General features: G+C 41.1%; 14 protein-coding genes. 3 read left to right on the top strand and 11 right to left on the bottom strand.

Annotated elements, in window-relative coordinates; translation table 11 throughout:
• Window positions 1-6 precede the first annotated feature (6 nt).
• Complete coding sequence (locus ACRD64_RS01075; RefSeq protein WP_430931296.1) at window positions 7-1,584, top strand: peptide chain release factor 3; 1,578 nt, start codon at window positions 7-9, stop codon at window positions 1,582-1,584.
• A 389-nt stretch (window positions 1,585-1,973) separates the two neighbouring features.
• Window positions 1,974-2,345 carry a thioesterase family protein gene (locus tag ACRD64_RS01070; RefSeq protein WP_430931295.1) on the top strand — a complete coding sequence of 124 codons (372 nt, stop codon included), beginning with the start codon at window positions 1,974-1,976 and terminating at the stop codon, window positions 2,343-2,345.
• 8 nt (window positions 2,346-2,353) lie between these two features.
• On the opposite strand, the gene ACRD64_RS01065 is transcribed toward ACRD64_RS01070, so the two are convergent.
• Together ACRD64_RS01065 and ACRD64_RS01060 are read right to left on the bottom strand one after the other, a co-directional pair.
• Window positions 2,354-3,721, bottom strand: coding sequence for an exonuclease domain-containing protein (locus tag ACRD64_RS01065; RefSeq protein WP_430931294.1), 1,368 nt, complete (start codon window positions 3,719-3,721; stop codon window positions 2,354-2,356).
• A gap of 891 nt (window positions 3,722-4,612) precedes the next feature.
• Window positions 4,613-4,894 carry an alpha-L-fucosidase gene (locus ACRD64_RS01060; RefSeq protein ID WP_430931293.1) on the bottom strand — a complete coding sequence of 94 codons (282 nt, stop codon included), beginning with the start codon at window positions 4,892-4,894 and terminating at the stop codon, window positions 4,613-4,615.
• Between the two features lie 2 nt (window positions 4,895-4,896).
• On the opposite strand from ACRD64_RS01060, the gene ACRD64_RS01055 reads away from it, so the two are divergent.
• On the top strand, window positions 4,897-5,052 hold the full coding sequence (locus ACRD64_RS01055; protein ID WP_430931292.1) for a hypothetical protein: 156 nt from the start codon (window positions 4,897-4,899) through the stop codon (window positions 5,050-5,052).
• A 230-nt stretch (window positions 5,053-5,282) separates the two neighbouring features.
• Here the strand turns inward: ACRD64_RS01055 and ACRD64_RS01050 are convergent, their stop codons facing one another.
• From ACRD64_RS01050 to ACRD64_RS01010, 9 genes are all read right to left on the bottom strand, one after another.
• Window positions 5,283-7,958: a hypothetical protein gene (locus ACRD64_RS01050; protein WP_430931291.1), complete on the bottom strand. Its 2,676-nt coding sequence runs from the start codon at window positions 7,956-7,958 to the stop codon at window positions 5,283-5,285.
• A gap of 265 nt (window positions 7,959-8,223) precedes the next feature.
• Entirely contained in the window at window positions 8,224-9,849 is a 1,626-nt protein-coding gene (locus ACRD64_RS01045) for a sulfatase family protein (protein WP_430931290.1), read from the bottom strand.
• Window positions 9,850-10,210: 361 nt separating this feature from the next.
• Window positions 10,211-12,145 carry a hypothetical protein gene (locus ACRD64_RS01040; protein WP_430931289.1) on the bottom strand — a complete coding sequence of 645 codons (1,935 nt, stop codon included), beginning with the start codon at window positions 12,143-12,145 and terminating at the stop codon, window positions 10,211-10,213.
• Window positions 12,146-12,365: 220 nt separating this feature from the next.
• The gene (locus ACRD64_RS01035) at window positions 12,366-14,150 is read right to left on the bottom strand and encodes an arylsulfatase (protein WP_430931288.1); all 1,785 of its coding nucleotides are present in this window, start codon (window positions 14,148-14,150) and stop codon (window positions 12,366-12,368) included.
• A gap of 390 nt (window positions 14,151-14,540) precedes the next feature.
• Window positions 14,541-17,018 (bottom strand): glycosyl hydrolase family 95 catalytic domain-containing protein, encoded by a 2,478-nt coding sequence (locus ACRD64_RS01030; protein ID WP_430931287.1) that lies wholly within the window; start codon window positions 17,016-17,018, stop codon window positions 14,541-14,543.
• A gap of 185 nt (window positions 17,019-17,203) precedes the next feature.
• Window positions 17,204-18,934 (bottom strand): alpha-L-fucosidase, encoded by a 1,731-nt coding sequence (locus tag ACRD64_RS01025; protein WP_430931286.1) that lies wholly within the window; start codon window positions 18,932-18,934, stop codon window positions 17,204-17,206.
• Window positions 18,935-18,963: 29 nt separating this feature from the next.
• Window positions 18,964-21,342, bottom strand: coding sequence for a glycoside hydrolase family 3 N-terminal domain-containing protein (locus ACRD64_RS01020; protein ID WP_430931285.1), 2,379 nt, complete (start codon window positions 21,340-21,342; stop codon window positions 18,964-18,966).
• Window positions 21,343-21,553: 211 nt separating this feature from the next.
• Entirely contained in the window at window positions 21,554-23,161 is a 1,608-nt protein-coding gene (locus ACRD64_RS01015) for an alpha-L-fucosidase (RefSeq protein WP_430931284.1), read from the bottom strand.
• Window positions 23,162-23,603: 442 nt separating this feature from the next.
• Window positions 23,604-25,115, bottom strand: a complete 1,512-nt coding sequence (locus ACRD64_RS01010; protein ID WP_430931283.1) for a glycosyl hydrolase family 28 protein — start codon at window positions 25,113-25,115, stop codon at window positions 23,604-23,606.
• Between the last annotated feature and the right edge of the window lie 33 nt (window positions 25,116-25,148).

Genomic DNA, 25,148 nt, shown 5'->3' with positions numbered 1-25,148 from the left:
GAAATTATGGGCTTTATTGAAGAGATACAACGAAGAAGAACATTTGCTATTATCAGTCACCCCGATGCGGGTAAAACCACTTTAACCGAGAAGTTACTTCTTTTTGGTGGTGCCATTCATGTGGCTGGTGCGGTAAAATCCAATAAAATCAAGAAAACAGCGACTTCCGATTTTATGGAGATTGAAAAGCAACGAGGTATCTCCGTAGCAACTTCGGTAATGGGTTTTGAATATAAAGACCATAAGGTAAACATTCTGGATACGCCAGGCCACCAAGACTTTGCAGAAGACACCTTTAGAACGTTAACTGCGGTTGACAGTGTTATTATTGTTGTTGATGCAGCAAAAGGGGTCGAGAACCAAACCCGCAAGTTGATGGAGGTTTGTAGGATGAGAAATACTCCTGTTATGGTTTTCATCAATAAAATGGACCGCCCCAGTAAAGACCCTTTTGATTTGCTGGATGAAGTAGAAGAGGAACTAAAGATAAAAGTACGTCCATTAAGTTGGCCTATTGGAAACGGGCCGTCTTTTCAAGGTGTATATAACCTTTTTGAACATAACCTAAACCTTTTTGAAGCCAGTAAACAAAGGGTTGAAGATAGCATTGCCTTTGACGATATCAATAATCCTGAGCTGGAAAATATCATTGGAGACCAACCTGCTGAGGTATTGCGTGAAGAACTGGAATTGATAGAAGGAGTTTATCCGGAATTTGAGGTGAATGATTACCTGAATGGCGAGCTGGCCCCTGTGTTTTTTGGTAGTGCGCTCAACAATTTTGGTGTAAATGAGCTATTAAACTGTTTTATACAAATAGCACCCAAACCGCAACCTTCAACCACCGATTCCAGAACAGTTGAACCGGACGAAAAAAGGTTTACCGGCTTTGTATTTAAAATCCATGCCAACATGGACCCCAACCACCGTAACAGAATCGCATTTGTAAAAATTTGCTCCGGTACTTTTGAAAGAAACAAGAACTACCTGCATGTTCGTCAAGGCAAAAACTTTAAATTTTCGAGCCCTACCGCTTTTATGGCTGAAAAAAAATCTATTATTGACAAAGCCTATCCCGGGGACATCGTGGGATTGCCCGATTCAGGAAACTTTATTATTGGCGACACAATTACGGAAGGCGAAAAGGTAAACTTTAAAGGACTGCCAAGTTTCTCTCCTGAATTATTCCGTTATATTGAGAACGATGACCCGATGAAATCGAAGCAGCTTGCCAAAGGAATTGACCAGTTGATGGACGAAGGTGTGGCCCAGCTGTTTACCAGCCAGTTTAACGGTCGTAAAATTATTGGCACCGTTGGAGCTCTTCAGTTTGAAGTGATTGAACACCGTTTGAACCACGAGTACAACGCCAAATGCCGATACGAGCCTATCAGTCTTTTCAAGGCTTGCTGGATACGTTCCGAAAATGATGCACAATTAGCTGATTTTAAGAAAAGGAAAAACCAGTATATGGCCAAGGATAAACAAGGCAGAGACGTGTTTTTGGCCGATTCCTCGTATATGCTGCAACTCGCCCAGCAGAATTTCAAAGACATCGAATTCCATTTTACCAGCGAATTTTAGATGGGTCATTCGAAAATCAGGTATTGGGTTTTCGTGAACGGATCATTGGTTATTGGAAATACAGAAATTAAATTTTCAGATAAGAAACAACATATTTGCATATAGATATTCAACTTAATTGACAATCCTAATACCAATGTAAAAACAAACCAACTATCATTTTTGTAGGATAATAAGAATTGGTTGTCCGTATATTTCTTAAGTCTGTTTTATGTAAGTACTTAAACCATTGAATCTATAAAAATATAAGCAGGCGATTTACCGTGATTACCGCCAACCATGGTGCTTTCGCCAAATTATATATGAAGAAATTGTAAAATCGTGTGTTAATTGCTAACTTTTTTGTCAAATTGAAGTACAAGAAATAAGTGAACTGAAAACACACGGCCATGAAGATTGATTTAAAGCCCGGACTACATCACTCCAAAAACTTCCATATATCTGAGCACGACTTGGCTTCCACGCTGCAAACAGGTGATGTGCCATACGCGGCTACCCCTTCCTTGATCATTTTGATGGAGCGGGTAATCTGCGAAATGATTGCTGGTCGAATTCCGGAAAATTACACTTGTGTAAGTGCCGAAATAAATGTTAAACATTTAATGCCGGTGTCTGCAGGTGATGAGATATTGTGTTCTGTACATCTTAAATTTTCGGAAGAATCCAAGCTTTTTTTTGATTTTGCCATCTTTAATTTAGATGACGATATCATAGCCATTGGAGCGCATGAAAGAGTATTGGTAAAAAAAGATGAATACTGATTCACTAACTAAAACTGATGAATTTTTGCAGTCTTATTTTCCTTTAGAAACCGATTAATTATTATTCTTGCATCCTGATTATCATCACACAATGTAATTGAAGAAATCGCTTCGTCCAACGAACTGAAACCGGCATTTTTCTCCACCCATCCAAATCCCATGAACCTGCCACCTTTAACTACCACAACGGAGTGCTCGTCCAAATCACGTCCTTTATCTACCACCAGAAAATTTTCGAATTTGTAGGCCAATTTTTCAATCAACTCTTCTGCCCTTTTGTTGTATTCTTCCGCAGCTTCCCTTTCGACACATGCTCCGTTACAAATTTTTATTTGATATTGAAAACACGCCCCCATTGAGTCGGATAAACCGCTCAGTTTCTGACAAAGATTATATTCTTCCACTTTTTGAAAAAGAAAATTCTTTGCTGCTTTAGCAGATTCAAATGACGCAATTGGGGTAATTCTACCTTCGTTCGGTGCAATATTAAACCGCACATATCCTTTCCTATCTTTAAAGCTAAATAGCCCAAAATAAAATCGGTTTCTACGCTGGGCTTTATTATAAATGGGCTTGTTCTGTTTTATTTCGGACGATTCCTTCAATAAAGCAACCAATTCGCTTCCCGTCAACTCGAAATCCACGTCGGCTACTTCCTGTTTCATCCGTACGGCTTTTTGCGCTTTAGGGTTTCCCAAGTGGGTTAACACCCTATTTTTTATATCCTTACTCTTTCCAACATAAATTAAATCTGCCTTATCGTTATAAAAATAATACACACCGGCTTTGTTTGGCAATTGCTTTACTTTATCCATATTAAGCTGAGGGTGAAGACCTTTTACGGAAAAAAAATTATTTCCTTCCATGGGTAAAATAACGCCCCCATTCCTTTCCAGTAAAATCTCAAACAACTCTACGGTCGCCAAAGCATCACCGGCAGCCCTATGCCTGGCATCATTTGATATTCCAAACTCATGGCAAATGTTTCCCAAACTATAGGATTTATAACCTGGCAACAATTTCCGGCTTAGCTTAACGGTACAAAGTGTTTCCCTATTAAACGAATAGCCCAGCGCTTCAAATTCAGCCTTTATAAAACCATAGTCGAATGCAGCATTGTGCGCAACAAAAACATTTCCTTCGGTAATATCAACAATTTGCCGGGCAACTTCGTAAAACTTGGGCGCATTCTCCACCATTTGGTTGGTAATACCCGTAAGCTGGGTTATGTACGGCGGGATAAACTGTTCGGGATTAACCAATGAAACAAACTCCCCCACTACTTTATTTCCGTCATGCAGATAAATGGCTACTTCCGTAATTTTACCTTCTCTAAAATTTCCTCCCGTCGTTTCAATATCAATGATGGTATACATATATTGTTCGTATATTTCTGATAATCTGTAAAGAAAGGAATTGATCATTTGTACTGCAAAAATATATCCAAAAATATTTTCATTTTTTCAGCTTTAAAAATGCTAAAACCCTTGTTAATTCTTGGATAGAAGAAAAAAAAAAATTACATTTGTATTAAGGTTATTACAAAGGTAAACCGCATCAGTTTTATTTAGATTGTTAAACTCAACACTACATTAAAACCGAGTTAAGTTGTTTGTTCCAAAGGCGGGCCTCACCTTCGGGTTATCGTTTACGATACGGAGGATTACTGCGGATCATATACACTCAAATCCTGTATACAGGAGTTTACATAGTCCATTAATTGATGCGGCCGGCATACAAAAAGGTTGTCTTACATAATTGTTAAGACAGCCTTTTTTTTATTCCATCGCAAATTTATATATCGTAGTCAGATCGTTTAAATCCTGTCCTGGCATTGTCAGATAAAACTCACCAGAAGTCAATTCCCATTAAACATGGACATCGGAACCCAACATGGTTACAATTTTTATGGGTGATGGAGGTATATTCCGGTGATAACCACCATCGCTCTCATAGCAATACGTTTGCCGGCTACAGGCCTACCCTAAAAGATAGCATACATCGCCTTTTTATCTTGGCAACGATAAACCGAACATCCTTTTTTGTGTAGTTGACAGTTGCGGACTGCCTGCCATGCGGTCCGTATCCCGTACTGGCATTGCCCTATCCGAAAATAGTATATGGTCGGGTACCATACTCCGCCTCACCGTGAACTTTTAGCCAAGCTTTTATTTGCTTTAACCCGGATTATGTATTGGAGGTCCGTCATCAGCATTGCAAGTAAAATAAAACAAGGCATTACTGAAACGAGGCATCACTTGTCTTGATTACTTTCGGGAGCATCGTTCTGGTGAGTTGAAGTGATGCAACGAAGTGTCTTGTTTTAAAGTAATTTCAATGTGTAATAGAATTTCTAATGCATATTGCGGGTTTAATATATCACGCTGTTCCTGGTTGATTACCCCATTGGCACGAGGAAAAACGTTGAGTAAAACGATACCATTTTTTCTCCAGACATCAATCATATTGCAAACCACTAAAGCCGCATCCTTGTATTGATGTCCTTCCACATACATACAACGGCTTTCTCCCGTTGTAATATCAGTCAACCATGGCAACTTTGGAATATTTTACCAACCATGATGCTCTAAAAAACATTCTCAAAAAGACACCAGAACGATTTACCTTATTCACAGCTATCTTTAAGGCAAAAGGTAAAGAAAGGATCAACCTTACTTTAGAAACTATTATGGTAGTGCCTTTTTGATCAGTTTTTAACTTTCACCAATAATCCACAAATAATTTGCCACCGCGAATTATACTAATTTCGCCAATTAAATTGCTTGCGTAGATTGTAAATTATTGTTGTTTTGGATATCTGAAAACTGCTCGGTGACAACGCGTTTGTTGTCAAAACTCTTTATTCAAATCAAACTTAGCAATATGAGAAAGATACACCATACCGACCGTGTAATTCTTGTGGTATTTGTAATACCTTTATTCAACAACCATATTATACCCCGCAGGATAGACTTTCGTTTTTCCTTTTGGAAAGCCAATTTTCACCTGTTTATCCGCCGTATAAAATAATTTTCCATCCACCAATCGTAACTCCGCCGACACTTCACCCTCTAACGATTGGATGCTGTATTTACCTTTTTTAATCATTTTTCCTTTGCCCAGATACAAGTAATCAAAAACTCCGTTCTTTTCGGATACAATTCCGAACACACCTTGAAAGCTTGTTTTCTTTTCAGGTTCATAAACCTGATTATCAATAGAATTTACTATGAGCTGTTGTGTATTTTTATTAGATGTCACGGAAAGAGCGATAAAGCCGTCTGATTCTGCCACTTTGTAAATTTGATTGACAGATTTTTCCCCTTTGTTATACGACTCAAAAACGGCTACAAAAGGTTGCAGTTTTGCGTTGTTTCCGGTCTGACGAATTATGGTGGCCGGCGTTAATTGCGGGCTTCTGTTTACCATGCCAGGCGTCACGTCCATCCGCAACGTCGTTGGCGGTGCATCCATCAAATAAATTTCACGGTTATCCTGCCCCATCATCCACATATCCACAATTAAGGCCGGTGAAACTTTGTCAACTGTCCAGGTGATGTTAAAATCCTGACCGTAGCTTGTTTTTCGAACATTCTTAAAGAATTGATATCCCTGCTGATAATGATTGCTGATACTGTCGACTCTATCTGTTTTAACTGCTTCTCCATTGGTACTTTTAAGCCACATCTTATCTCCTAAATTATGATGCAGATAATCATTGTCTTCTTGATCCGAGCGAAAAACATCTACATAATAACCCGTTGTTTCAGAGGTACGCACCATGGCAACCAATCGTCGCTTTTCTTCTGCCGACACATCCGCAAATGAACAGTATGGCGATGTAGCGGTTCTGCTATTCAATTCCTTTGATCCATCAACATAAGGATCCATCGCATTAATGGTGATATCACCCATTGTATAACCCGGGAGTATTGTATTTGAACCCGTAATGCTCCGGTGGTATTTTGCGTCAGAAGACCAATAAGACTCGTAAGCCGAAGCATCAGGTGCTAAAGCCCATCCATTACCATAAAACTGCATGGCCAAACCGTTATCAGTTAGATGCCCGCCTTTTTTTCCACCATATAGGGTAAACATCATCCCATTTTCTTCACTATTGCCATTTTTCATAATCAGGTGCCGGTGAAACCTGGAATAGGCAGCACGGTGAAATGGCAGCTCGCTTCCCGACTCCGGCAAAGGCTGGTACAAGCAAAGGCCTTTCCAATCGGTATTGCTGCGGTTATATTGTCCCGACTTCAAACCTTTACGAATTACCGTGGCCATTTTTCTGGCATTTTCAGGATCATTCTCCCAGGTATAATACGTTAACATACGGTCAAACACGGAGAATTCGGTAGGGCCACCGCGCATATCTCCGAACACCACTAAATTGCCCCGTGCATCTAACCAGGATAAATTGGCCATTGCAGCTTTTTGTAGAATCGGATTATCCCCGATAGTATTAATCCCCGCGTTGTACAATGGCATTCCAATATCCAACACGGCAGAGATCATTCCCGATGCATAACCCGGCGACTCCGGCCATAACCCAGTTACCTCACTAAAGTTCTTTAAAAAATCAGGCAATGCTTCATGGTAATCGGTTGTTATCCGAGTGTAATACGGTACATAATGCTCCTTGCCTTTTCCGTCCTGGTAATATTCATCAGACTCGAGCACCAGCATCGAAGGCACAATGTTTTTAAATCCATTCACATTCCAGTTACCGCGCTTTCCGCCTCGCACAAGTCCCAATTCAATAAAACGTTTAAACACAACACCGGCTACTTCCGTCACATCCTTATCCGTGACTGATAAATGTTCGGCTTGATTTGTTTTCAGATAATCAAAAATAAAATCGTAGGTTATAGCTGCGTGTATTTGAAGGAAATCATGAATCTGTTCATAGTCGTAATATCCCATGATCCCCCCGGGCTTATAACCACCCTGGCCTCCCGTAGATTCTTCGGGGTCGAGTGGTGGCTGCATGTAGTAGGTCCCTAACAGCCAGGCGTTGAATATATCAGCTGAGAATTTCGCATATTTCTCGTCCTGAGTCAGCCAATAGGCAAATGCCGATTTCTCTGCTAGCTGCAATATCTCCCTGTTGTTCTTGGTTATCATGTGCCCCGATTTTTTATATGGGACTTTAACCGGCGTTTTGTCATCGCTGGAACGGTCTATACCCAGCATATCACCTGATTCATTATAGGGGATACGGTCTTCAAGCGGTACATTGACGTAATTGTTCCAGGTTCTCATTCCCGGGAGGCGCATCGTTGGCACAGGTGCATTTCCCTCACCATAATCCCAGTTTTGTTTTTTGATATAACATTGCGTATATCGTTCTCCATCTTTCCAATACATGGCCAGACGAGACACGATCCACTCCGGATCGGTTTGATGTCGATCGACATATCCATCGATACTTTTCTTTAAATTTTGCCAGGACATTTTGGCCCATTCTTCATTCTCTATTTTAGCCAGAACCGTTTCTCTATCCTGATTTTTAACAAATAAAGATGGGTGATCCTGCGCTTTTATGAAGTGCCCATGCAGCAACAAGACAGCAACTAACATTAGGCTTTTAATTACAATATTTGATCTCATTTTTGTAATATATTTTTTGAAAGTTCTTTTTCTTCCATCATCCATGATGCCATATTTAAGGATAGCATCCTGAAATTAATAGGTTGTTAGAATTTAGACAATTGTCATGAGACAGTTTAACAGTACGCTAAATATCTGCACATTACAACATAAACCTAGCTATTTAACAACTTGGTGATATGGAACGTAAAAAATATTCACGAACCATTGTGTTTAAATTAAGCGAATTAGGGATAGCATCCCTTTTCGCCATTACTTTCTGCGATTAATGACTTGGTGTATCACGATTTAAGAAATCATGAATGTAAGTGCTGTCCAGCTCAGCTGAATCTTTATACTTAATGCGTAAATCCTTCAGTTGCTGTGTAAGTTCGATTACCACATCGGCATAAGCAGGATCGTCGTATACATTGGTCAGTTCGTTTATGTCCTTCTTTCTATCATATAATTCCCATTCGTCCACATCGTAATAAAAGTGGACCAATTTGTATTCCTCGGTTACTATTCCATAGTGTCTTTTTACCATGTGTACCGATGGGTATTCGTAATAGTGATAATACGCTGCTTTTCTAAAATTATCTGTATCTCCTTTAAATAGGGGAACCAGACTTTCACCCTGCATGTCGGATGGAGCCTTAACGCCTGCTGCCTCTAAAAAAGTTTGAGCAAAGTCAAGATTCTGAACCATTTGTGTATTCACCGTCTTCGGTTCAATTACTTCTGGCCAACGAACTAGCAGAGGCGTCTTAAACGATTCGTTATAAATAAATCGTTTATCAAACCAACCGTGCTCACCCAGATAAAATCCCTGATCTGACGTATAGACCACAATCGTATTTTCCGCCAAACCTTTTTCATCCAGATAGTCCAAAACAGTTCCTACACCTTCGTCAACAGCGGCAATGGTGCCCAGATAATCCTGCATATACCGTTGATATCTCCATTTCATCAACTCCTTTTTCGACATGTTTTTATAGTTTTTCCTAAATGCCTCGTTGATTGGTCCATAAACGGCATCCCATTTGGCTCGTTGTTCCGGATTTTGACGTCCCACTTCCCTGGCAAAGGCAGATTTATCCCAGTCGCAAGTTTCCGGAATTCCCAATTCGTCCATTAAAGCAGGTTCAATCTTAGAATCTCCGGCCCAATTCATATGTGTAAGCAGGTTCATCTCTGCTGTTTTTGCGGCCGTGCCCCTGCCTTCGTAATTATCAAATAGAGTTTCCGGTTCGGGAAAGGTTTTCCGGGTAAAGGTTTTATAATGCCTCTCGGCCGGCAGCCACTCGCGGTGCGGTGCTTTGTGCAAATAAAATAACATAAACGGTTTTTCTTCATCCCGTTCGTTATCCAGCCAGTTTAGGGTCATATCGGTAATAATATCGGTTACGTATCCATCTACCCTGACCGTACCTTCATTTTTTGTAATAAAATCAGGATTATAATATGCGCCCTGCCCAGGTAATATTTTAAATTCATCAAATCCTTTGGGGCTATTCCCAAAATGCAGTTTACCAAACATAGCGGTTTGATATCCTGCACCCTGCAATAACTGAGGGAAGGTTACCTGTGTGGTATCGAATGGAAAATAATTATCCGTTTTTCCATTGAGGTGACTGTGTTTACCAGTTAAAATTACCGCCCGTGACGGAGCACATATTGAGTTGGTAACACAGGCATTCTTAAAAATCATCCCTTCATTAGCTATCCGGTCGATGTTGGGTGTTTGCGTAAGCTTTTTCGAATAAGCGCTAATGGCCTGATAAGCATGATCATCCGACATCATAAAAATGATATTAGGTCGCTTACCTTTACTTTGCTTGCTCTTTTGTTTGGTTTGCTGACAACTTGCCAGTGCAATAAACAGAACTATTCCTACTACTAGATTTCTCAAAACGTTTATTTTAAAATTTTTCACAATTTTCTCACTATTCATCGTATCTTATTTATATTTTTAGGTTTTTATGGCACATACATCATCGTTATAAAACCGGGATGATGCATCGGCAGACTCGATCTTATAACCATCCATTTATTATGTGCTTCAAGTCATAACTACCACACCGTTGTATGGAATAATTTCTCACCATGACCACCAAACCTATGGTTTAATATCCCTTTGATAACGTTAACTGTATTCCATCCCTCCAAGTGGAATCCAGCTTCTTTACGATTCACTCTTTTAATAAAGTATGTAATTCTATCATAAAGCATATCAAGTGTTGAACACACTAAAGCCTATCTAAATTAACTCTTTATTCCCTTTTTACAGGAAGATACTTAACGGTAATAGAACCCGCACTAAGTTTATTATCAAAGTCGATTCCTATTCTGTATGAAGTTTTTCCGCTCCGGAGATGTTTTACGGGAACCACTTCATCTTTGATTTTAACGGCACCTCCTACCGAAGAAACTTCTACTTTTACTTTTTGGTGTTCTGATGTCATGACGACCGTATTGTTGTTGACCACCTCGTAAGCAACATTCACCATAATAGCCGTACCAAAAGTAACCGGAGCTGATGCTGAAAACTCGTCGGTAACCGTGATTGTACCTTTTCCGGTTTTATCGTTAACCATTGTCCTGATTAGGGTTTCCAACACTGGAATTTCATAAGCGGCCTTTAGGTCCAGGGTGATCTTGTCCTTGTTGTCTTCGAAACTAACTTGGGTTATTTTTCCGTTAAACTCGATACCCTTGGATTGCAAGGTATTGTTGATTCTAGGTACCGGATGCCCCCATGAGCTGCGTGCCGGGTTATTATCCGAAAAAGCACCTGCAATATAAGATGGTGCACCAATATCTCCCGAAATGTAATCCTCTCCCAATACCAATACATAACTTCCCACATCCATATGATTATGGTTTTCGGCGTTGTGCCCTGCTTTCATCGAAATAGAAAAAGGAACCTCCTGTTGTCCGCGGGAAATGACGATTCCCATATCGTCAAAATAGGTATAATCAGGCAGTGTTGCCTTGGTGTAGGGTGCGGTGTAGTCTTCTCCATCTTTCCAGATAATTAAATTTTGGACGCTTTCGTCCGGATAAAATTTAACCGGCTTTTTAGCACCATAATGTTTTGCAGCCATCACATAGGCAAAGTTGTCGTTATCCGCTTTTACCCTGGTTACCCCATCGGAAAATGGAGAATACATACCTTCATGTATTTGGAATCTCTCAGGAAAATTGGCCACGTTATTTAATTTTTCAGGTTCGTTGAAATGAATAAGGTCCACTTTTCCATCTGTATAGTCATCCAATATCTCTGCCAGATACAGGTAATGGCCAAAACCATAATTCCAGTAACCCGTTCCTTCCGAGCAATAACCATCCGCACCAAAACCAGAAAGATAGTAAACCATACTGTTTAAAGCACATCCAATAGCAGCAATGCGCTCTTTGTTACTTTTGGAAGCCACCATTGTTGTAAAAATCGTTCCGCTAGTACAAACCGAATTCCAGTTACTGGTGCTTCTTATCCAGCTATTGCTTTTGGTATCTTCTCCTCTACAGCTTCTTAAATAAGAATCAGTAATGCGCCATTGTAAATGCTCTGCGATTTTTGCATTTAACTCAGTAGGTAGTTTATCTTCCAATAAAGCATTGGCCATAGCTAAAACCAAGCCAAATTTTCGTGCTCCCAGGTCAATGGAAACGCGCTTGCCTTCCAACACACTGTTGTCGCGGTCGTCATGATTTGGGTGCATCCATGATTTCATGGCCAAGATGGAATCGGCATATACGCCAATCTGAGATAGAAAGCGTCCCCGGTTCTCTATACACTCGGCAATAATGTACCTCTCCAGCCTATCCATCGTTCTATAATATCTCGGCTTATAAATACCTCGGTTTCCTTCTTTATTGGCCCGACGGTAAATCTCGTCCGTTATAGGTACTTCAGGGGCTTTATCCAACTGCGACAGTGCTTCTTTCAGGTACTCCTTACCTTGTTCTCCCGCAGCCACCTTGTCCCAGTGGGCACGGTTGGAAATGGGAGGAGCTGGTTGGAATGCCCTATTGGGGATAACTTTTTCAAGCATTTCAATTTGTGCTGCTGTTGGATAAATAAGATCCGGGTTGGCAGCTTCCAGATAGGCATTGATGTCCAGTTTATCTGTCGGCGACTTTGGCGTGGTGCATCCGAATAATATACCGAACAGTACCATATATGTTAATAATTTGAATTTCATGCGTTTATATTTATTCACTTGTAGCATTGAACTCTCAAGATAATTTATTAATCACCAAATCTTTTGTATCCTAAAATGTTCATGCATACTTCGTATTTCATTCTCCAGTATGGAACATTAAATATTTCAATATTATATGGTCGTTTCATATATTAAAATGTTTCTCGCAAATCCGCAAAAAAACAAATTAATCCATGCGTGATATACACCTTATCACTGATTATAGTTTCTCAATATAAACGTAATACGCAGGATGAACACGTTTAGCTGAATCGATGAGCTGAGCTTCCATATCATATTTACCGGCTGGCACATTTACTTTAAATGTCACTTCGCTTTGCCCTTCTTCTATCTCAGCATTCTTGCTAATTCCAGCCACATAAAAACGTGCCTGGGTATAATCGTTTTTTACACTAGCCGGAGCCGTCCTATCCAGTTCAATCCTTTCAACCTGTGCGGGGAAGGTTGCGTTAATGGCATGGCTGCTCTCCCGCGGAAAACGGCGAAGCGTAATGTTGTATTCACCTCCCGTCACAAATTCTATTTTCCAGCTACCACCGGCTTGCTCTCCTTGAATAGCTCCGTTTTGATGCCACACGCCTTTGTAAGCCCCGATGATTAAATCGTGAGCGCTTATTTTTGTTGGATTTTCATGTGGTGTACCTACTTTGATGTAAGCATATTTTTCGTCAGCCCCCTCGTCAATAAACGATTGCCACCAGCGTTCATAACCCTCGGCCAAACGCCCGGCCACTTCGGGGTATTGCTCGATAACGTTGTTATCCTGACCTAAGTCATCTGTTATATAATAAAGTTCGTTCCCATCCACCAAACGCCAGTTGTCGTCCATAACCGTATACTTTTTATACTTAATCAGGTTTTGCTCGCGTTGGGTATCGATGTATAAAATCCGATTAGGCCATTCCGGATTTTCCCGGGTCATTAAGGGAGCCAGACTTTTACCATCCAAAGGTTTTACCGGATTGAAATCCAGGTCAAGCAGATCCACAAAGGTAGGAAGCAAATCGTAGCTGGCAGCCAGTTTTTCAATATCCTTTCCTCCCGTAAGCTCACCGTTTGGCCAACGGATAAAAAGCGGTACGCGATGGCCGCCATCGTACTGACTGCCTTTTCCTCCTTTTAGTCCGGCGTTGTAGGTTGAGCGGCCGGCAGATGTTCCATTATCTGTGGTGAAAATTAAGATGGTGTTATCAGTTAATTCCAGCTCGTCCAGTTTTTTCTCCAATCTTTTAAAGTTATCATCAACATTTGTAATCATACCATAAAAGCGAAGCAAACGCGAGTTTAATCCTTCGAACTTTTTGCCCCGATACATATCGTAATATTCTTTGGGCAGGTTATAAGGCCCATGAGGCGCATTGGTTGCAATGTAACAGAAAAACGGATTATCCTTATTCTTTTCGATAAAATTCAGTGCTTCATCAAAAAACACATCGGTACAGTAGCCTTCATATTTTTGCTCCTCGCCATTGTGCCAGTAGGTATCGTCAAAATAGTCATTCATCCAATAGTCAGGTCCCTGACCGATACCTCCGGCTCCATGGCGCACTACCTCATGAAAACCGCGGTCTTCGGGACGGTATGGATAGTTATCACCCAAATGCCATTTCCCGTACATGGCGTTGGTGTAGCCGTTACGTGCCAGCACCTGTGGGAGAATCACTTCGTCTTCCAGCAAAATGGATCGCCCCATAATGGTGTGGTAAACATTCACACGGTTGCAGTGGCGTCCTGACATAATTCCCGAACGGGTAGGAGCACAAGTAGTGCCAACGTGGTAGTTGGTAAACCGAATGGCATCATCGTAAAACTTATCAATGTTTGGGGTTTTAACGTAAGGGTTGCCCGTACAGGCTAAATCGCCCATGCCCTGATCGTCCGTCATGACAAAGATGATGTTTGGCTTTTGTTTGTCTTGTGCATCTAACATCAGTGGGGTTATCATGCATAAAACGAGAAGTAAAAATTGTATAGTCTTATTCATTGTCCGTATGTATTTGATTTCTTGTAAACTTAATTGCTATTAACCTGACCTTAACCGGGAAGTATTTGTCCATAAAACATATCCGTTTTTGTACGGTTATATAGTTTTGTTAAAATTATTAATATATCCCGCCCAATGTTAATTCAAATGTTGTGATTTTTAGTTAGAATGGTGCATAACAACACATTTGTTGCATGGATGCAACATTTATCCTAAAATTGACAATGGATCTTGCAAAATGTCAATTCGACGATGGATCCTGCTTGTTGCAGGAACCTCTGACACCTGTTAACAATGGGGATTTTTTTAAAATTTCTATTGCCGGATCTCTGCTTTTTATATTCTTAGAATATCTTTTTTACAGTGCCAATAATATTTTATCCGCCAGTATCACTTCCCTCCAAATGTCAACACGTACGTTTTCCCTTTTTCACTCAAAAAGGAAAGGGAGTCGGCCGCACTGCTTTGAAACTTTACAGCCTTACCCAATATGCTTTTCAAAGCAGCATCCGCAATGCCCTTATACTTGAGCCTGCATATTCCGCCACTTTTTGAAAAAACCTCAATGGATGTGGCCTTTCCATCCTTCCATATAACGGATGTCTCAAAATTACCCCTGGCCACTAAGCCCCTGTATTCACCACTGCTCCATGCTTTTGGAAGAGCTGCCAACGGTTCAATATATCCCTCCTGACTTTGGAGCAACATTTCTGCCACACCAGCCATGCATCCGAAATTGCCATCAATCTGAAAAGGTGGGTGTGTCGTCCAGAGGTTGGGCAAGGTTCTTTCCTTTATAAACTTTGAATAAACTTCGTGTGCTTTTTCTCCATGCCCAGTTCTGGCCCGTGCATTCATTCTGTGTGCCATTGCCCAGCCGGTTGTATTATTTCCTCTTAAATCCAGCGTCAGGATGGAAGCATCCATCCATTCCTTTGTGGAGGAGTTGATGAGTGTACCCGGATATAGTGCACAAAGATGAGAGATGTGCCGGTGTTGTTTCTGGCCAATTTCACCATAATACTGTTCTTCTCTAAATTCTTTTATCTGTCCGGATTGGCCAATGATGATCGGATCAAGTTTTGTAATTTGATCTTGTACAAGATCAGTGAATTCATCCTCGATATTTAGAATTTCAGCGACTTTCAACAAATCATTGTGGTTCTCCCAAACCAGTGCCTGGTCAAAGGTTGTGCCTGCTGTAATGTAATTATTTCCCTCCTGTTTTTGTTCCGGAGATGCAGATGGATACACCAGTAGCAGACTATCTCCATAGGGAATCAGCGTCTTAGATAAAAATCTGCTCATTCCCTTAATTGCCGGATAGGCCGTTTTTAACAGAAAAGCGGTATCCATTGTAAATTCATAATAATCCCAAAACATTTTAGTGGTCAGAGCGCCCGTTCCCGGACCGGAGTGACCACCTGGCCCTACAATTTTATGAGGTGTTGTTCCTGTACCAATTGTCCAGCCATTATCCAGGCTGTCTGTTATCAAAGCCTGGGGATTATTTTTCCTCAGGTATTCGGTAGCCAAACTTTTGGCTTTAGGAAGATAAGCTTCAAAAAATTCCACGTATGGTGTAAATGTTTCAGCCAGATTGGTATTAAAGGCACCCCAATAATTCATCTGTACATTGATATTGTGCCAAAAACCGCCCGTAAAAGGGGTCACCTCATATTGGCTCCATACGCCTTGCAAGCCACATGGCAGGGCTCCCTTGCGGGAAGTAGAGATCAATAAATACCTTCCATAATGAAACATCAGCTCTTCCAAATAAGGATGGTTTGTCCCTGATTGATAGTTTTGCAACAATTTTCGGGTCGTTACTTTGGGCGTTTCTGTATAAAATGACAGTTGCACCCTTGAAAACAAAGATTTGTAATCCTTCAAGTGTGTAGCTTTCAGTTGCTCAAATCCCTTTTCCGCTGCAAACTTGATCCGCTTAGACACCTTGTTATGAGGCAGATTTTCCGGATTCAGTTTTTTATGGTGTACATCTTCTAAAAAAAGTGTCTCACTCAATTCATAATTCGTAGCAGCTGCTACTAACAATACCACACTATTGGCCTTGGAAACAGATATTTCTGATTTATCTCCATTCTGAGAAGCTGTCAGTGTCCCTCCTTGGTTAATGACTTTGATCTGTCCCTCATAGTTCTCGCTGAAATGATCAATAAAACCCGACAGGGTGATAAGATTGTTATTAACATCCATCTGACCGGTCCTTGAATTTTTCTGCGTGGAATCTCTCAGGTACGGTATTTCCGGTTTGAGGGTAAATGAAATTTTGCCTTTTTTGCTGGCACTCAACCTGATGACCAATATATTATCCGGATAACTTATAAAATGTTCCCTTTTATATGCAACCCCATCATGGGTATAGTGCACATAAGCAATAGCTTCGTTGATATTGACGGACCGACTGTATTTTGAAGGGTTTTCATGATTGAATTCAAGGTTAATTTCGGCGAAACTGGTTAATCCTCCTATACCATAGAGCCCCTCATTGGCCAGGGTTTTCTCCGTAAGCTGTATTCTTTCCATATTTGTTCGCCCAAATATATTGGCGCCCATAAAGCCATTACCTATGGGGTATGAATGAAGTTCCCAATCCTCGTCGTAAGGATATCCCCGGGCTTTCTTAATATTAAAATCGGCGCCCCTGTTTGGCGCAGGCCGGTCATCCCATATTTTATAAATTCTTGCAGATGGAATATTCCTTTGCAGTATTTCTCCAGATTCATTCACCACATCAACGGAACTACTGTTAGAGTTGCTTTGCTCTTGCCCCTTAACGGGTTGTGTAGTATTTAGTGCAATACTGACAAATAAACCGACAATGTAAATGGATTTGAGTAGACTCATCTTTATTTATACCTTTATTTTTCTATTAAATATACCTCTGCAACGGATTTACCCATATGAGCATTATATATGTTTTCCCGATGAAATTCAACTAAGTAAGTTTGTGTATTTTTCATTTATTTACAGCTATATTTTCTTCGTTTACACGAAACGCAAGAAAAACACACATGTATTCTAAATCATTTCTATTTAATTGGTGTCATTACAACATCCTTTAAATTAATGGCATGCCAGTTTCCAAGCACAGGCTTAAAGCTTATTTTATACGACCCGGGTTCTTTAATTTTAAAGTTTCCAATGTCCAGTGTTTTAAAAGTATCGTAGGCACCAGTTGCTGGTATCTTAACGGTTCGGGTTTGTCCATTAATATCAATAGTGAATTCAGAATCCTCTAAACCGGCAGTTTTTACCGTTACTTGGAAAGTTGCCGGGTTGATAATATCAAAAGTCCAATACACCCTTTCGTGTTCGTTATTCCAACTTCCAATACAATCTTTCGAGCTATTGTATTTAATACCCATCCCTTGCATATTCTCAAACTCCGCACTTTCGGTCATAAAAGCAACGATGCCGTCTTTATCTTGTCCAAAAGGTTTTGGAGGGATAGCATTAGGTGCCTCCGCCAACTCCAATACTACAACGGAATTAATATCATCGGGTGCATTTCCCGTAAGTGTAACACTTAATCCATCTTCGACCGATTTTATTTCAAATTTCTTTGAGCTGTCGGTTAACAAATAGGCTTTTGCTCCTATATTTCTTACCGGCACTATTATTTTTCCGGCTTCCCAATCGAAAACGTGCAAATACAATTTTGTTTTAGCCTTTTCACTTTTCATGGTAATATACCCCCATTCCACTTTACTGCAGGGGCTAGCCTGGGTTTGGTAAATGGCTTCGCTGTTCTTGTCCATCCAGGCCCCCATTCCTTTCAATCGCTCAACAGCTTTGGGAGACAAGGTACCCAAACAAGTTGGACTTACATTTAACAAGTAGTTACCTCCCATACTAGCAGCATTTGCCAGGTGACCTATTAGCGTTTCCAGCGATTTAAAGTTCTGGTCGTCGCTACGATAACCCCAACTCCCGCTAACCGGCTGACAAAGCTCCCAGTATTTATCTTCTGGTTTTTTCTTTGGCATGTGTCGCTCAAAGGTTTTATGGTCGCCAGGGTATTCATCACCTAAACGGTCGTTGGTGATAATGGCTGGCTGCAAATCAGTAGTTACCCGATACAGACTATCCACCACCTCTTTGCTCATTTTACGTGGGGTATCCCACCAAAAAATGGCAATGTCACCATATTGGGTTAAAAGCTGGTTTACTTCCGGAAGTGCTTTTTCAAGCACATAAGTCTCACTACTTACCCGTTGCATGGTTTTATCCCAATGATTGCCCATGCCACCCGGATGACTCCAGTCTTGCGCCTGCGAATAATAAAAACCAAATTTAATACCCTGTTTGGCACATTCATCGGCCAGTTCTTTCATCACATCGCGCCCAAAAGGGGTTGCATCAACCACATTAAATGGGTTACACTCAGAATCGAACATGGCAAAACCATCGTGGTGTTTGGCGGTAATTACCATGTACTTCATTCCGGCTTCTTTCGCCAGGCCGACAAAGGCTTTTGCATCGAACAAAGTTGGGTTAAACAATTCGGCAAATTTCGCATATTCAGCCACTGGAATTTCCCCACGGTTCATTATCCACTCTGCAGAGTTTTTTTGTGGTTCCCCTTTGTAAAACCCAGCCGGAACCGAATAAATTCCCCAATGGATAAACATTCCAAAACGGGCATCAGTCCACCACTCCATTCGTGCTTCATCGGTAATTTGTTGGGCTTTCACTTGGTTTATATGTCCAGTATTCAGAAGTAAAACCAGAATTGTTAGTGTTGTAATTGTTTGTTTCATTTTCAAAATATTATTTTGTGTTTCTATTGTTAATTTATGATACTACACTTCGAAAAGAAAATGTTCCTTTCTTTCAACATCATATCTTCTCCTTGCAACGTGATGGTTCCACTTAATGGAATATCCACGCAGGATTTACCTATCTTAAACGTGTAATTCCCAGCAACGACTTTCCAGCTATCGCCCACATATTGTACCAATTGTTCCGGTGATATCTTAAAAACAACCGTTTTCTTCTCACCAGCCTTCAAGTCGACTCGTTTAAATCCCTTTAATTGAATGGGATCCATGGTAGATAATTCATCCACAGGAGATACATAAAGCTGAACAATCTCAGCGCCATCCGCCGAACCCGTATTTTCAACGTTACATGAGATGCTGAAATATGGATCCTTTATACTGGCCTTTGATGGCATTTTGAAATCAGAATACGCATATGTTGTGAACGATAAACCAAATCCAAAGGGGTATTGTGGCTGTACCCCCTTATATCCATGCTGATAATTGAGTTCCTTTTCGTCCTCATCCTTTGGGTAACTCACACACAATTTGGCCGTCGGGTTAACATTACCAATCAGGATATCGGCCAGTGCATTGCCGGCTTCCTCTCCCGGGAACCAAGCCTGAACAATGGCAGCACATTTATCTTTAAACTTGTCGACCAGCTGCTGTCTTCCACCTGTAATGACTAAAATGACCGGCTTTCCGGTTTCAAGAAGTTTTTCCACAAAAAGTTCCTGTTCACCTGGTAATCGAATGCCTTCACGTTCTCGGTTTTCTCCACACAGGTAGGTGTTCTCGCCCATGGCAGCTATGATCACATCGCTGTTGCTGGCGAAAGAAAGTGCTCTTTCCAGATCGGGCTGTGCCACCCTGCTCAAGATATTCTTTTTTGCTGTTCCCAGCTCACCGTCTCCATAACTATCAGGGTCAATTTTGGTTCCCAAAGGTTCCGTCCAGTCACAACCCCGTTCATTATGGATATTCACTTTATCTCCCAGCTTATTTTCCAAACCTTCAATAATGCTAACAATTTTAGGTGAAGTCGGATCAAAGGTTTGCCCCCAAAAATAGGTAATCATTGACTGGTAGGTGTAATCTCCCAACAAACAAAACACATTATCCGAATTTGGTCCAAGCAATGCGATATCGTCTATTTCATCCACTTTTAGCGGCAGGATGCCATTGTTTTTCAATAATACGATGGATTGGCAAGCAGCTTCGTAAGCCAGTTTCCTATTGACCGGCGGATCAAAATCAAGATCACCATCCACACCAAATACAGGGTTCTTATCCAGTAAACCCAGTTTTATTTTCATGATCAAAGAACGCTTCACGGCAGCATCAATCACTTCCATATTAATCATTCCTTCCTCCAGGGCTTCCGGTAAAAACTCATACGTTTTGGGGAGGGGAAACTCCATGTCGTTACCAGCTTTTAAAGCCATTGCGCCAGCTTCTTTAAATGAGCTTGTCTGCCCATATTTACCATACACGTAATCAATGGAATGGTAATCGCTTACCACTAACCCATCAAAACCTAATTTGCCTCTCAAAATTCCGTTCAGCAGCTCAGGATTGGCTACATCAGCTACCCCTCTATAGGCAGCATATGAAGGCATTACACTTTTTACATTGGCTGCTTTAATGAGGGCTTCATGTGGCATCAGGTAATCCTCAAAAAAATCTTTTTCGTTGGTCGTTTTGGCCCCATAACCTGCAAAGTGCTTGGTTGTGGCGACTATTCCGGTTTTAAAATCATCGCCCTGTAATCCCTTTACAAAGGCCACGCCCATGGTAGAGGTAAGGTATGAATCCTCACCATAGCTTTCTTCTATTCTTGGCCAATGGGCTGTACGAATGACGTCCATCATAGGAGATAAAGCATAATGGGCGCCGGCTGCTTTCATGTTTTTACGGGTTGATAAAGCATTACGGGTCACCAACGCAGGATTCCAGGAACAGGCCACTCCAATTTGCTGGGGAAAGGTGGTTGCTCCCTTGGTAGAAAATCCGGTGATTGCTTCTTCGTGGAAAACAGCCGGGATTTTCAAGCGCGTATTGTTCATCAAAAAATACTGAACCTCGCGCACAAAATCGCGCAATTCTTCCGGTTCCATGGTAAAAGATGAAGAGAACTGGCACATATGTCCAATGCCATTGGGAATTTTTTTGCGGCAACTATCCAACGAGAGTTTGCCATCTTCCAAAAGCTCGGTAGGCCGGATGCCCTGTATTTGAGCAATTTTTTCTTCGAGTGTCATGCCAGCCATCATCACCTCAATTCTCGCATTGATCTGCGGATTAGAGAAAGCTTCGGGTGCAACCTTAAAGGTCTCATTATTTTGATGTGGGCTACACGAAAAGAACAATACAGCAAAGCTGGCCATTAATAATATCTTCATCATTCCTAATTATTTTAACAATACGATTACTTAGTCAATATCCCCATCTTTATTCACATCAGTTGGTAGGCAATCACTATCCATATCACCCTCAAAACTACTGTATATAAAATCATCATCATAATTCAAAGGACTGTCGTATTGAGAATGGTTACAGAGCGGATAATATCAGGATCTCCATCATTCGTTTGATATAATCATCAACGATTGAAGATCAAAGCGCTCCTTGTACTTCAAATACAGTCGCATATTGGTTGGGCCTGTGCACAGGTACATTTAATAAGAGATTATCAGTGGTTTGATTAAACTCGATATCCTCATCACTTCCAATCATTTTGATAGATTGAATCTCCTTTGGTTGGTGTTTCGATGCTATTCCCAACGAAGGTAGTTCAATTTTTCCTTCGGCAGGATTCATCACCACCACATATAGTACATCACCCTTGGTTGTGAACCGAACCTCATTGTGCCCATAAGGCTGGCTGTCTTTTGTTCGGTTGTTGAACTGTTTGCTTTTCCTTTTCTTAAGTGCATCCAGGTCGGCATTAGCTAAATTAGATTCATTCGAGCGCTCATCAATAAGCCCTGTGTAAAAATTATCGCCATGCACTTTCCACGGTTTACTGGCGTATATGGCCTCACCATTTAACTTTAACCAGGACCCAAAATCATCTAAAATAACTTTATGCTCCGGAGGAATAGATCCATCCGGTAAAAGTTCAACATTCAACATAAAATTGCCGTTTTTACTCACCACATCAACTAATAATTCAATGGTACTTCTTGCATCATGCCGGGAGGGATCATCTTTTTTGTAAAACCAGTGGGTGAATGAGCAGATACTTTGCCAGGGTTCGGGGTAGATCTCCAGCTCTACGCCTTGCTCAATGTCATTCACGACTCCCGGGTCACCTCCCGGTATTTTTCCTGCGATAACTGCATTTATTTCACCATTTTTTTTCAGGTTATGATTATAAAATGTTCGAAAGGCTTCCTTTCCATAGTCTCCGTAGGGATATCCCCTTCCATCGAACCACATAAAATCCACATCATATTTTGTAAGCAAGTCCTTCATCCTAAGCAGCCAGTTTTGCTTCCAAGCTTTTTCCCATTCGGAAGTTCTCTTTTCCGGAGGCAGGCCATATAAGATCGAAGGATCCATACCTTCCCACCACGTACCTTTGCCGTCTTCTTTTGTCAGATACCCATCGTAAGGAACGCCTTTATATTTGCCTGTTGAATCTGCGCCAAAAGCAGACAGGCCCCACTCAAAAAAGCGTTCGTTGTGTGTGCTTACCCCAAAGGGAACATTGTATTTTTTAGCCGACTTGCAAAACTCACCAACAATATCTCGTTTGGGACCAACATTTACCGAATTCCATTCATGATATGTTGAATTCCAATTGTCGAAATTATCGTGATGATGAGCCAGGGCCATGAAATATTTAGCGCCCAATTCTTCCGTAAAATATTGCAAAAGGCTATCTGTTTCCAGCTTTCCGGCTTTCCAGGCATTGGCCACCTCTTTATAACCTGCTTCTGATGGGTGACCGAATCTTTTCAGGTGATACGAATAGGCATTTTTCCCAAAGGTTTCCCGGCCCACATCCTGCATGTACATGTGCCGTGCATACCAGCCACCTCCATATTCAGGAACAGCTTGAGGCCCCCAATGCACCCATACTCCAAACCGGGCTTTGGCAAACCATTCCGGTATTTGGTACTGCTTACCCAACGCTTCCCATGTAGGTTCTTTTTCTTGCGAGAAACAGGTTACACTTAGCATTATTATAACAAACAAAAACGGAATAGATTTCATCATTAAATTTTAAGCTTAAACTCATTTTACAGTTCCAAACAGATACTGGTTTCGCCCTTTTTAAAGTTATTGTTACACCCGGTTTGCCCTGCGTTGCAATTCGGAAGGTCGCATTTCGGTATGCACAGTTTCCGGCTTCCACAGTCTTTCCATCATTCCATCCTATCAACCTCAAATACGTCAAGCACACGCAATACTTTTACCGATCCGCTAGTCCATACATTTGGGAATGCCGGTCACCAATGAATTCTTATAGTTACTTTGTAGCAATATTTCAGCCACTCCGGCCGCAGTACCATAATTGGCATCAATTCGAAATACCATTCTGACCTTAAACCCGATTGCCGCAAGCCTGTGCAATACAATTATTCTGTATTGAAAATAAACAAAGCCCCCATAACACATCTAATATTTTCCTGTTTTCATATATGTACGTTTTTAAATTTTATTTAAAACTTACATTCTTCACAAACTCGTTCATTGTAACCTGTCCCTTTGTTACTTTTTTTCCGTCAAGAACAACATTATCGAACACAACACCATCTACAATATGTTTTTCGTCGTAACCAATTAGTTCCATACTCGCGTGGTCTTTAATAATATAGGGCTTCCAGTCTGAGCCATCCTGAAAACCTTTTAAAGTGGTATCAATTGGGGCAGAAGTAGCGATAATATCTTTAAACAGTACGTTTTTGATATGTCCCCGCTCTTTGGTTTTAGTCCATCGGGTTGACCCAATCCAACAGGAAATCAATCTGCGTGCTTCCTCAACTCTAATGTTTTGAAAGGTAACATCGCTAACCGTAGCAGAGTCGCAATGGTAAATACGCATTGCGGTTTCACGACCTACATCATGAATCACATCCATATCTTCGAAAAGTACATTACTGACGTTTTGGCGCAGCTCAGCCCCGATACTAACGGCATGCGCCAGTTCGTTCCATAACACGCAATTCCGTGCATGGATATTTTTGGCTTCTCCCTGACCGGTTCTCGATTTAACAACAATCAGGTCGTCAAGCGTGCGCAAAAAACAGTTTTCTACCAACACATCCCGGCTGCTGGAAATATCCACACCATCGGCATTTCCTCTCCAGCCAATTATCTTGATATTATCCACGTGAACATTTTTTGATCTCTTGATCGGAATGGTCCAGCGGCTGGGATCAAGAAATGTGACGCCTTCTATCGTTACATCGTCGCATTCTTCGGCTAAAAGCGTGTATCTTCTTTTTGCTCTGGGAATGGTTTCCTGTTCCACAATACCCCTTCCGCGAAATGATATATTATTTCCATTTAGCCTAAACGTTGGCAAATACCTCTGTTGGTTGGTGGACATGACCTGCTTCTCGTTTGGATCCATGCTACACCGCACATAAGCCCCTCCGGCGAGGTATACCGTTTGCTTATCGCCAACACTCAGATGAACGATTTCATGAATACCCGGTCCAAAATAAATCACGTTTGGATCATTAGGATCAGGGATATTCTCTTCCATTGGATTCGCAAAGATGTGAAGTGATTCCTGCCAGTCGCCATTCACCTCAACGGTAACATGCTTGGGATTGTCGATCGAGAATGATATTTTATTTCCCTTAACTTTGGGGATAACGCCATAAGATGTTGGCAGTATCTTTACAGAAGTAACTTTTTCTGGATACGTAACAGTAATACCAACTTCCGAATTCATATCAAAGGAAGCCAAAGAGGCATAACCAAACTCCGAACGTGAATGGTTCAAACGGGGAATTGGTTCTTTGGGAGGTACCTTGGTTTTATATACGGGTACGCCTTTCCCTTCAACAGTTACATTGAAAGCACTTGAAAGCTCAATGCCTTCAGGAGCAGGATAGATTTTTACCCGTTGTGTACAAGATGAGGTAAAAAAAATAGCAATAGTAGTGAAGACTACAATTGAAACCCTCTGAAACAATAAGCTGGCTTTACATTTATACATTAAATACATATTCACGAAATTGTACCTGCAGGT

The sequence above is a fragment of the Saccharicrinis sp. 156 genome (assembly GCF_050589685.1).
Lineage (GTDB): Bacteria > Bacteroidota > Bacteroidia > Bacteroidales > Marinilabiliaceae > Saccharicrinis.
Note: the sequence above shows the minus strand (reverse complement) of the source record. Positions and strands in the feature narration are given on the sequence as shown.

What these genes read in the sequence shown, in the direction of transcription:
- ACRD64_RS01075 (WP_430931296.1), top strand. Translation starts at nt 7, where the DNA reads ATGGGCTTTATTGAAGAGATACAACGAAGAAGAACATTTGCTATTATC.
- ACRD64_RS01070 (WP_430931295.1), top strand. Translation starts at nt 1,974, where the DNA reads ATGAAGATTGATTTAAAGCCCGGACTACATCACTCCAAAAACTTCCAT.
- ACRD64_RS01065 (WP_430931294.1), bottom strand. Translation starts at nt 3,721, where the DNA reads ATGTATACCATCATTGATATTGAAACGACGGGAGGAAATTTTAGAGAA.
- ACRD64_RS01055 (WP_430931292.1), top strand. Translation starts at nt 4,897, where the DNA reads ATGGCAACTTTGGAATATTTTACCAACCATGATGCTCTAAAAAACATT.
- ACRD64_RS01050 (WP_430931291.1), bottom strand. Translation starts at nt 7,958, where the DNA reads ATGAGATCAAATATTGTAATTAAAAGCCTAATGTTAGTTGCTGTCTTG.
- ACRD64_RS01040 (WP_430931289.1), bottom strand. Translation starts at nt 12,145, where the DNA reads ATGAAATTCAAATTATTAACATATATGGTACTGTTCGGTATATTATTC.
- ACRD64_RS01035 (WP_430931288.1), bottom strand. Translation starts at nt 14,150, where the DNA reads ATGAATAAGACTATACAATTTTTACTTCTCGTTTTATGCATGATAACC.
- ACRD64_RS01030 (WP_430931287.1), bottom strand. Translation starts at nt 17,018, where the DNA reads ATGAGTCTACTCAAATCCATTTACATTGTCGGTTTATTTGTCAGTATT.
- ACRD64_RS01025 (WP_430931286.1), bottom strand. Translation starts at nt 18,934, where the DNA reads ATGAAACAAACAATTACAACACTAACAATTCTGGTTTTACTTCTGAAT.
- ACRD64_RS01020 (WP_430931285.1), bottom strand. Translation starts at nt 21,342, where the DNA reads ATGATGAAGATATTATTAATGGCCAGCTTTGCTGTATTGTTCTTTTCG.
- ACRD64_RS01015 (WP_430931284.1), bottom strand. Translation starts at nt 23,161, where the DNA reads ATGATGAAATCTATTCCGTTTTTGTTTGTTATAATAATGCTAAGTGTA.
- ACRD64_RS01010 (WP_430931283.1), bottom strand. Translation starts at nt 25,115, where the DNA reads ATGTATAAATGTAAAGCCAGCTTATTGTTTCAGAGGGTTTCAATTGTA.